The sequence below is a fragment of the Aquiflexum sp. genome (assembly GCF_041751335.1).
In the GTDB taxonomy this organism is placed as follows: domain Bacteria; phylum Bacteroidota; class Bacteroidia; order Cytophagales; family Cyclobacteriaceae; genus Aquiflexum.
In genome coordinates this window covers 1-8,558 of sequence record NZ_JBGSXS010000100.1, presented here as the reverse complement: position 1 = coordinate 8,558, position 8,558 = coordinate 1, and the positions used below count along the sequence as shown (strand labels likewise).

The following is an 8,558-nucleotide window of genomic DNA, read 5'->3' as shown; positions in this document are numbered from 1 at the left end:
GACCATTCTGCAAGAGATATTTTGAACAAAGGGTCTTGTTTTTTCATAGTAAAACTGATTTGGGGAATACCGAATCCTAAAGCTGCTGTTGCCAATCCGGTTTTTTTGAGGAAGTTTCTTCTTTGGTTCATACCTGTGGGATAATTGTAATATGGTTAACGCTTTTTTGATAGTTAAGCACTAAATTTTTATCAACAATGAAAGATGTCGGATGACCGATGTAATGGGCATTGAGGGATTTAAGCATAGGATGGATTTAATTGGTTGTTTACTTGCAAAATTGCTTAGAATCACAAATTGTAAAGTCAAGCTCAATTTCGTGAAAAAGAATAGAATCCCATCATCATTTTCTTTAAATTGGCTAATTCTCGTAAATTAAAATTAAGAAAATTGAAAAGACCCAAATCGTTTATTCTTTCACTTTTATATTCCATCAAACTTTTTTATTCTACCATCAAACTCAAAGCAGGCATCAAAACCGGGCTTATTCGCTCTATTATGATCATGCCCTACAAAGGTTTCGGCAATGAGTGGGAAATATATTTTGTGGTAAGGGTGATCCGGGACAGGAAAATCGGGCTTTCCCATGAACAGGACAGAAGGTGGCGGAACTTCCGGAAAATGTACAAACGCTTTATGACATGGGAAATTCCAGGTGTCAGGGTCATGGCCACCTTTCATGGAAATGAGGTCATTGCCTGTACTGACGATGAAGGTTATGCCGAATTCCGGATACCGGTGCCCCCAACTTTTTCTCCCGGCCATCAATGGCATGAAGTGGAACTTGAATTGATAGACCCGGTCATTCGTCGACAAAGCAAGGTGACTGCTGTCAATAGAGTCTTTATGCCCTGTGACTATCTCGAATATGGGATTATTTCAGATATTGACGACACCATTGTTCCTACTGGGGCAACCCGATTATGGGAAATGATCAAAACAACATTTTTGGGTAATGCGTATTCCAGAATTCCTTTTCCGGGTGTGTCTGCATTTTACAAAGCCTTGGAAAAAGGAAGGGATGAAATTGAAAGCAATCCTTTATTCTATGTTTCTAGCAGTCCATGGAATTTGTATGATTTCCTGATGGAGTTTTTGGAAGTGCACCATATCCCCAAAGGTCCATTGATGCTAAGGGATATTGGCCTGTCCAGAGATCAATTGATTGCAGGAAGTCATTTTGACCACAAGCTGGCACAAGTGGAAAAGATATTTGAATATTATAGTGATATCCCTTTTATCCTGATCGGTGATTCCGGGCAACATGACCCTGAAATTTACCTGCAAGTGATCAAGGATTATCCGGGCAGGGTAAAGATGATTTACATCAGAGATGTACAGGAATCCCGACATGCTGCCATGCAAGAGATTCAATTGAAAATGCTAAACCTTGGAGTAGAAATGCTCTTGGTTACTGACACCATGGACGCCGCTAGGCATTCACTGGCCAAAGGTTGGATCCTAAAATCAGATGTAATCGATATCGCTGAAACCAAAAAAGAAGACGAGGAAGCTTCCTAAATAACTTTTATGAGGAGGTTAAAAAAAAATTAATGAACCACAAAAGTTACAAAAGGGTACAAAAGAAAATTAAAAAATTGGTTTCATTCAACCTCAAATTTTACTCACTTTTGTTTCCTTTTGTCTCTTTTGTGGTTCAAAAAAATTAAATTCCTATATACCACTAAATCAAAAAATATAGCATTTGTGGAATTCTCAATTGTTTTTCAGCACTCCCGCTTCCACAAACCAAAATCCATCCCATTCCCAACCCCATGTTTTGAGATCCAAAGATGGATTTTGATCAGCATTGACCGTTTTATATTTCAGGGCTTGTTGGCCAAGATTCCATGTTAGGGGAGTTTGGATTTGGAGTGTTTCGGGTAGTTGGTCTGCATTGGACTCCACCAGGTAAAAAGCATTGGCCTGCCCAAAAACCTTGGCTTGGCCATCTTTGTCAATCGCTACAGCAGTCTTTTCGTCCACGGCAATCGCTTTTAAGGGAAGATTTTCAGATAAACTTTTTAACCTTGCCAAAAAACCGACCAATCTTCCTTCTCTGTTTCTCTGAGAAAAATGCTGGTCAGTAATCGTATTTTGTAAAAAGGGATGATTGATCAAACTTGACCTCCGAACAGTCAATCTTTCATCGTATGGATTTTGGAGGGCTTCCTGACTGATAATGGATCCTTTCTCCCCTGTATAAACAAACTCACCCATGATGGCACATCCAGCACTTGTCCCTCCAATTGGGATTTGTTTTTCATGGATCAAATATTGAATGGCCTCTTCAACTTTGGTGCCTTCCCATAATCTCAGATATTGGGACTGATCGCCGCCTGCAATAAACAATGCCTCGGCATTCTTCAATATTTCAAAAACCTTTTCGTTATTAGAGGCTTCAGCAGTATTAAGCCTTAAGGTTTCTACCGAATTCAATCCCCCCATACCATAGAGGTAATCATTGTAACCTGCACCGCCACTGACCCTGATGATCACAAAATCCCCTCCACCCGATCTTTCAATCATCCATCTCATAGCTGCATCCACATCAGTACTTCCTCCCATAAGAACAAGCCCACTTTCTGTTTCGGATTCAATATCATCAGTATTTCCTACCCTTCCCAAAGAATAGGACTCCTGAACAGGGGGAATAGGAGGAGTGATAGGTGCTGCACTACAGGAATAAGTGATAAATAGAAAAAAAGAAACCACTGCATGAAAATTCTTGGATATGCTCATCATTGTTGAAGATTTGAAATTGTTTTGCAAACTAATGAATACATTTAATCAAACCTTAATTTGTCAAAAGTCATTTTCAAAACCGACATATTAAACTAAGCAACAATTCTTTTTTCAGTGATTATCAATTTGTCTTTCTTAAGTCCGAAAAAGGGTCTTATCCAATTCCACCTCCTGATACCAAACTCATATATCAGCCAAGAAAACCCAAATGTACCTACAGACATCACCAAGAACTTTGGCCAAAATCCCCACTCCATGTGCATCAAATAAAAACCAATGGCTATGGTAATGGTCTGATGAAGGATATAAAATGGATAGACCGACTCATTGGCATAGGTTAAGGTTTTGCTGGGTCGGTTAAGGTAAGCAGCTGCATATCCAAACAAAGTTAAAATCCAGGCCCAAAGATTGAATACTTTAAAAAGTGCCTCAATGAAATGGATCAAAGTAGAATCTGCATACAACTGCCTCAATCCAATCAAGAGGGTAAAACCCACAATTCCGCAATAGAGGTATTTTCTTCTGTTTTCCAAAACAGTTTTCCAGAAAACGGCTTTGACCGAGATCAATAGAAAGCCAAAAAAGAAAAGCGTAATATAATTCACCACGTTAAACCAATCTCCCCAAAGAGCATGAGTGGATGGAAAAAAGGGCTCTACCAATGATTCCAATATATAAAGGGGAATGATCAAAAAGAACAAGCCAAAAGGTCGGGAAGCTAAGACAGCCATTTTTTTCAATAGCCATGTTTGAGGGTGATTCCTGAGGTAAAGGAAAGCTGGAATCAAAACCAGAGAAAAGAGCAACAGATAAGGCAAAAACCAAAGGTGGTGCCAGGAAAAATTACCTTCAGGGTATACTCCGATGAATGCCTGAGATGGCCAAAATTCCAAATACCCAGCTGAAAATTGTCCTTTATCCAAACGCTCAAAATAAACCTGTGGGGGGACAATGAAAAGGATTCCAACCACCAAAGGCAACAATAACCTTTGTATCCTTTCTTTGGCAAATTGTCCACCGTCCTTTTTGAAAGTGCATAATAGGTTCCCATTCCCGAAATCACAAAAAGGATAGGCAAGCGCCATTGGTTCACAAATAGCATCGGCCATCTGATTTCAGAGTAAATGATATCATTTTTGATGTGAAATCCCCAAGGGACAAAAAACATCCCAACATGGTAGAAAATCAGTAATCCGAAAACGATTACCCTAAGCCAGTCTAAGTCATGTCTGCGCATAATTTTTGATTTTGTTTCCTCCAAAATTACACATTGTCAAAGTTCGAAAAAGTGCCTTGTGACCAATTCCAAAGGTTTGGGATGAAATGCAAGGTTTAAATGCTTTTGAATTTTCTTTCAAAGTCGGAAACCATCCCTCTCGATACAGGAAGTGAATCAGAATGGCTTTTTAATCTTAATTGATAGCCTTGTGCATTACCTTTTACCTGTTTGACTTTTTGGAGATTGACCAAAAATGACCTGTGTGTTTTAAAAAAATGGGGAAAAGAATCCAATTGGGATTCAAGTTCTTTCATGGTCATTCTTTTTAGGATTTTGTTAGTATCCTCCCCTTTCTCCAAAAATATTTCCAGATAATTTCCTTCCGATTTGGCAAATAGAAACTCATGCGGATTCAATTCAAAATCATCACTTTTTTGCTGGGTGACGATAGACAGAATGTTATATTGTTGGTGGAATAACTCAGACTGATGTTGACTGTTAAGCGATTGCGCAGTTTTGAGATGTGCCTTCGTCAACCTCAGGTAATTCAAAGGAACAAGAATAACTGCAAACAGGACTCCCACCATAAAGGTATTTCTGATTTCTTCCATAAAGTATCGCATAGACCAGTTATCAGGATTTGCATATATCATATCCCTCACGAGAAACTGACTTATTCCTATAGCCAAAAGAACAATTGAAATCAGAACAATTTCACTCCCTACAGTCCACTTGTCTTCATTTACCCGCAAGTTATTCAAACCAATTATCAGTAAAACACAAAGAAAAGCATTCAATGAATGTATCATGGAAATCCAAAAATAGCTGAATTTGTGTTCAGGTCTGTATACTACAAAAGGCTCGAAAAAGTAATTGAAGCCCATACTCATCCCAAAAATCAAAGCTGCTAAAATCCAAAGGTTTTTCCCTTTGAAATAATAGGGGTAAGGTTGTTTTAGAAAATCTTTGAAATTTACGGACATGGGTTATTTGGGAATGAAGAATAAAATTAATCAATCTTTAATTCCCAGCCATTCAAATACATCATCAAAATTTACGGTAACATTAGAATTGCCATCCGGGTGCAAATTAGGAAAAGTGGTCAGATTGCTTTCTCTGTTCATCAGCATCGCTTTCACAAAATGTAGCTTATGCCCTTCTGCCGAGCTTCGTTGGTCTTCCAGAAAAGCCCTTCCAGCAGTGGCATTACCAAAGGTTCGGGTATTGGGCCTACTAAGTATTGCAGCAAAAATTTGTTCTCCTTCCCGACAAGTTGACCCGTCAATCAAGACTGCAACTTTTGGTAAGGGAGATAATACCTCCAATGCATTTGGAACAGTCACTTTTCGAACACCACCAATGAAGGATCCACCGTTTTTATACTCCCAATCTTCTTTTTTACTGTCATCATAAAAAAATGCCCCCAAGACCCCATCTCCAAGTAAAGGCCCCAAACCGGCCAACATTCCCTCCAAATTCCCTCCTGTCAGGCTTCGGAGGTCTATGATCCAAGCATCTGTTGCCTCCAATTCTCTCCCCCTTATCTGTTCCTGAATGGCCAAAGCTATATCTTCGGGGCTTAATTGAGAGGTCGGAATATCCAAATAGGCTATATTATTGGGTAAAGCGGGTGTTTGTTTTTCGACTGAAATACAATCAAAGGCATTTTTGTCTCCTGCTACAATTTCTCCTCTTGAGTTGATCACATAACTTTTATCATCCCCAATCATCTCGAACACCTTATCCAATGCAATATAAGTATCCTCGATTTTCCGGGCATCTTTAGTCAATTCCGATATGGCCTGATCAATTTGGGACTTCTTCCAAGTGTAATTGAAACTAAATGAACTATAAAAATCATTTTCAACCAATTGAAGGAACTCATTCAAAAATGCCTCTGCTTCTGGAGAAATTGTTACTTCATTTTTTTCCTCAGTTTCCTGACAGGAAAAAGTCAGCATAACGATAGCGAGAATTGAAAGAAATCGTTTCATTGGACATCCATTTTATCTTAGAATATTACAAAAATATATTATTTAATTCAAGAGGTCAAAGAATTTTTTGAAGTCTTGGATGATGATTTTTTTATTTTCCTTTGTCAATTGATCACTTTGATTCATCGTGATGATATAACCCTCATCCATATTGAAAAACTCCATTGCCTCCACCAAACCTTCCACTTCCCTATCCCTATTGTCAGGATTCAATTCATTGGTAACCTGTATCAGCCATCGACAAACAGTTCCCTCAAAAACCACAAAATCACATTCCTTCTTTTCTTTGAAGTAATACAGCTTTTTATTTTTTTTCCTAAAATTCAAATAAACAAGATTCTCCAAAAGTCTTCCCTTATCCTTTGTGAAACTCAATGAATTGGATTTGGCAAATCCAGTATCGATGCAATAAACTTTTTTGGGATTTTTCGATATACTTTTAGAGGACCAACTAAACCGCGGAAGGAAAAACAACAAATAGGAATCCTCCATCCAAGATAAATAATCAGAAACGGTGGTAGGCGAACCGACATTGAAAGTTTTGCGGATACCATTGAAACTTACCTCTTTCCCGATATTGGATATTAAAAAAAGTGCGATACCCATCAGCACATGGGTATTTTTTATTCCATACCTGACCGCTATATCCCTATACAAGATATCTTTCAGCAACATTTGAAGTATTTCAGGATTTTGGTCTCTTAGGAATTCAGGAAAGCCACCTTTGACTACATAATCATTGAAATTTTCCTGGCTATCATCTAAGCCTAAAAAGGAAAGGTATTCTTTATATGAAAAGGGGAATACTTCATGACTGAGATATCTACCGGTCAATCTTGTACCCATTTCCCGGCTCAACAGTGAAGCATTCGAACCTGTTACAAATACTTTCTCCCCTCTTTCATGTAGCTGTCTCACAAAAATCTCCCAACCCTCCACGTTCTGTATTTGATCAAAAAAGTATGCTTCAACATCGTCTCCCATGACATCATCCAACTTTGCAAAATCCCCTACTTCAAAACCGAATACTCTTGAATCTTCAAAGTTGAAATAGGCGACTTTTTCATAATATTTTTTGACTATCTGTCGCATCAGGGTACTCTTTCCAGATCTTCTTATGCCGGAAATTACCTCGACATGAGTGGAGGAGGGTTTGAATATTTCCAACATTTCACGTTTGATGAAACCAAAATCTCTTGCCAAAACACGTTTTTGACCATCGAGTGCAGCTTCTATATCTTCTTTATATACCATGTAAGTAATTTACATCACAAAGATAAAGTTTATTTTTACAAAATAAACTATCTTACGTTGTAAACGTAAATTATTTTACATTGGCAACGTAAGGAAATAATTTTTAATAGCATTTAATCATGAAAGTTAGTCAAGTTCAGAGCCGCCGTCACCCTGACGCAGGAAAGCCTGCCCCGATCCTTTCGGAGGGTCTCTTGAGGTTCAGAAAATGATAGATATAAACATAAATAGGACCTCTGGAGATTCTTCGTGCCTCAGAATGACGGCTGGCTAGCGGGTAACTTGAATTCATTTCTTTTCTGAACATTTTCAAAATCACTAGGAATTATTTTTTAAATTAGATTTTATATCAATTCCAAATTGGGAAAATCTTACATGAATACGGAAAATACATCTGATAAATTAGAAGGCATTATTGTTCCCATGGTCACCCCATTACTTTCCAATGGAGAATTGGACAAGAAAGGAACGGAAAGGCTGGTACGCCACCTCATCAATGGTGGAGTTCAGGGAATTTTTATACTGGGCACCACGGGTGAAGCTGCAAGCCTAAAACCTGCCATCAAAAAAGAGCTGATTGAAATCACCTGTAAAGAAGCCTTGGGACAACTATTGGTGTTGGTAGGCATCACCCATACGTCAGTAGATGTGAGTATGAAAATTGCCAAAACTGCTAAAGAAAACGGCGCAGATGCAGTAGTGGCTGCACCTCCCTACTATTTTCATCTTGATCAGGATGACCTGTTTAAATATTATATCAAACTTGCTGACCAGAGTCCTTTACCGCTGTTTTTGTACAATTTCCCCATCATGACCAAAAGCACTATAGAGCCTGAAACTGTCAAGAGATTATCCCAACATCCCAATATCATTGGAATCAAAGACAGTTCAGGAAATGGAGTATACTACCAAAAGTTATTGGCCATAAAAAAGGAAAAACCTGAGTTTTCAATATTGATAGGCCCGGAAGAAATGCTGGCGCAATCAGTGCTTTCGGGTGGTGATGGAGGAGTCAACGGAGGAGCAAATATTTTTCCAGGTCTCTATGTCCGCCTTTTTGAAGCCGCCAAGAATAGAGACATTGATTTGGTCAACAAAATCCAGCCCCTCATCCTTGAAATCTCAAAAAACATCTATGGATGCAGTCCAAAAACCTCCAGCTACCTCTGTGGGGTAAAAGAAAGCCTCTATTACCTAGGAATCTGTGAACCGCATATTGCTCCACCACTGCAATCTGTGGATACCAAAGCAAAAGAAACCATAGTACAAAATCTTGAAAAGATCATTTTCAAAATTAAAAGCAATTAATTCCTTACCGCCTATGACAATCTATGAATCTTCCTCTT

8 protein-coding genes are annotated in these 8,558 nt (G+C 38.5%); 2 read left to right on the top strand and 6 right to left on the bottom strand.

What is annotated here, in order from left to right; all coding sequences use genetic code 11:
* On the bottom strand, positions 1-131 hold a 131-nt coding region (locus ACEW8U_RS05860; RefSeq protein WP_373521105.1), incomplete at its 3' end, for a twin-arginine translocation signal domain-containing protein.
* Between the two features lie 259 nt (positions 132-390).
* On the opposite strand from ACEW8U_RS05860, the gene ACEW8U_RS05855 reads away from it, so the two are divergent.
* Positions 391-1,521: an App1 family protein gene (locus ACEW8U_RS05855; protein ID WP_373521104.1), complete on the top strand. Its 1,131-nt coding sequence runs from the start codon at positions 391-393 to the stop codon at positions 1,519-1,521.
* 195 nt (positions 1,522-1,716) lie between these two features.
* Here ACEW8U_RS05855 and ACEW8U_RS05850 read toward each other — a convergent pair whose 3' ends face one another.
* The 5 genes from ACEW8U_RS05850 to ACEW8U_RS05830 all read right to left on the bottom strand — a co-directional run bounded on the left by ACEW8U_RS05850 (position 1,717) and on the right by ACEW8U_RS05830 (position 7,212).
* Positions 1,717-2,745: a cyanophycinase gene (locus ACEW8U_RS05850; RefSeq protein ID WP_373521103.1), complete on the bottom strand. Its 1,029-nt coding sequence runs from the start codon at positions 2,743-2,745 to the stop codon at positions 1,717-1,719.
* A 92-nt stretch (positions 2,746-2,837) separates the two neighbouring features.
* The gene (locus ACEW8U_RS05845; protein WP_373521102.1) at positions 2,838-3,854 is read right to left on the bottom strand and encodes an acyltransferase family protein; all 1,017 of its coding nucleotides are present in this window, start codon (positions 3,852-3,854) and stop codon (positions 2,838-2,840) included.
* Positions 3,855-4,077: 223 nt separating this feature from the next.
* A complete protein-coding gene (locus tag ACEW8U_RS05840) occupies positions 4,078-4,947 on the bottom strand; it encodes a LytR/AlgR family response regulator transcription factor (protein WP_373521101.1) in 870 nt (289 codons plus the stop codon).
* 30 nt (positions 4,948-4,977) lie between these two features.
* Positions 4,978-5,958: a S41 family peptidase gene (locus ACEW8U_RS05835; RefSeq protein ID WP_373521100.1), complete on the bottom strand. Its 981-nt coding sequence runs from the start codon at positions 5,956-5,958 to the stop codon at positions 4,978-4,980.
* Between the two features lie 42 nt (positions 5,959-6,000).
* Positions 6,001-7,212 carry an ATP-binding protein gene (locus tag ACEW8U_RS05830; protein ID WP_373521099.1) on the bottom strand — a complete coding sequence of 404 codons (1,212 nt, stop codon included), beginning with the start codon at positions 7,210-7,212 and terminating at the stop codon, positions 6,001-6,003.
* A gap of 375 nt (positions 7,213-7,587) precedes the next feature.
* Here ACEW8U_RS05830 and ACEW8U_RS05825 point away from each other — a divergent pair, with 375 nt between their 5' ends.
* Positions 7,588-8,520: a dihydrodipicolinate synthase family protein gene (locus tag ACEW8U_RS05825; RefSeq protein ID WP_373521098.1), complete on the top strand. Its 933-nt coding sequence runs from the start codon at positions 7,588-7,590 to the stop codon at positions 8,518-8,520.
* Positions 8,521-8,558: the final 38 nt, after the last annotated feature.

Excerpts from the sequence above, each read along its gene's own strand:
- ACEW8U_RS05850 (WP_373521103.1), bottom strand. The coding sequence starts at position 2,745 with ATGATGAGCATATCCAAGAATTTTCATGCAGTGGTTTCTTTTTTTCTA.
- ACEW8U_RS05845 (WP_373521102.1), bottom strand. The coding sequence starts at position 3,854 with ATGGCCGATGCTATTTGTGAACCAATGGCGCTTGCCTATCCTTTTTGT.
- ACEW8U_RS05840 (WP_373521101.1), bottom strand. The coding sequence starts at position 4,947 with ATGTCCGTAAATTTCAAAGATTTTCTAAAACAACCTTACCCCTATTAT.
- ACEW8U_RS05835 (WP_373521100.1), bottom strand. The coding sequence starts at position 5,958 with ATGAAACGATTTCTTTCAATTCTCGCTATCGTTATGCTGACTTTTTCC.
- ACEW8U_RS05830 (WP_373521099.1), bottom strand. The coding sequence starts at position 7,212 with ATGGTATATAAAGAAGATATAGAAGCTGCACTCGATGGTCAAAAACGT.
- ACEW8U_RS05825 (WP_373521098.1), top strand. The coding sequence starts at position 7,588 with ATGAATACGGAAAATACATCTGATAAATTAGAAGGCATTATTGTTCCC.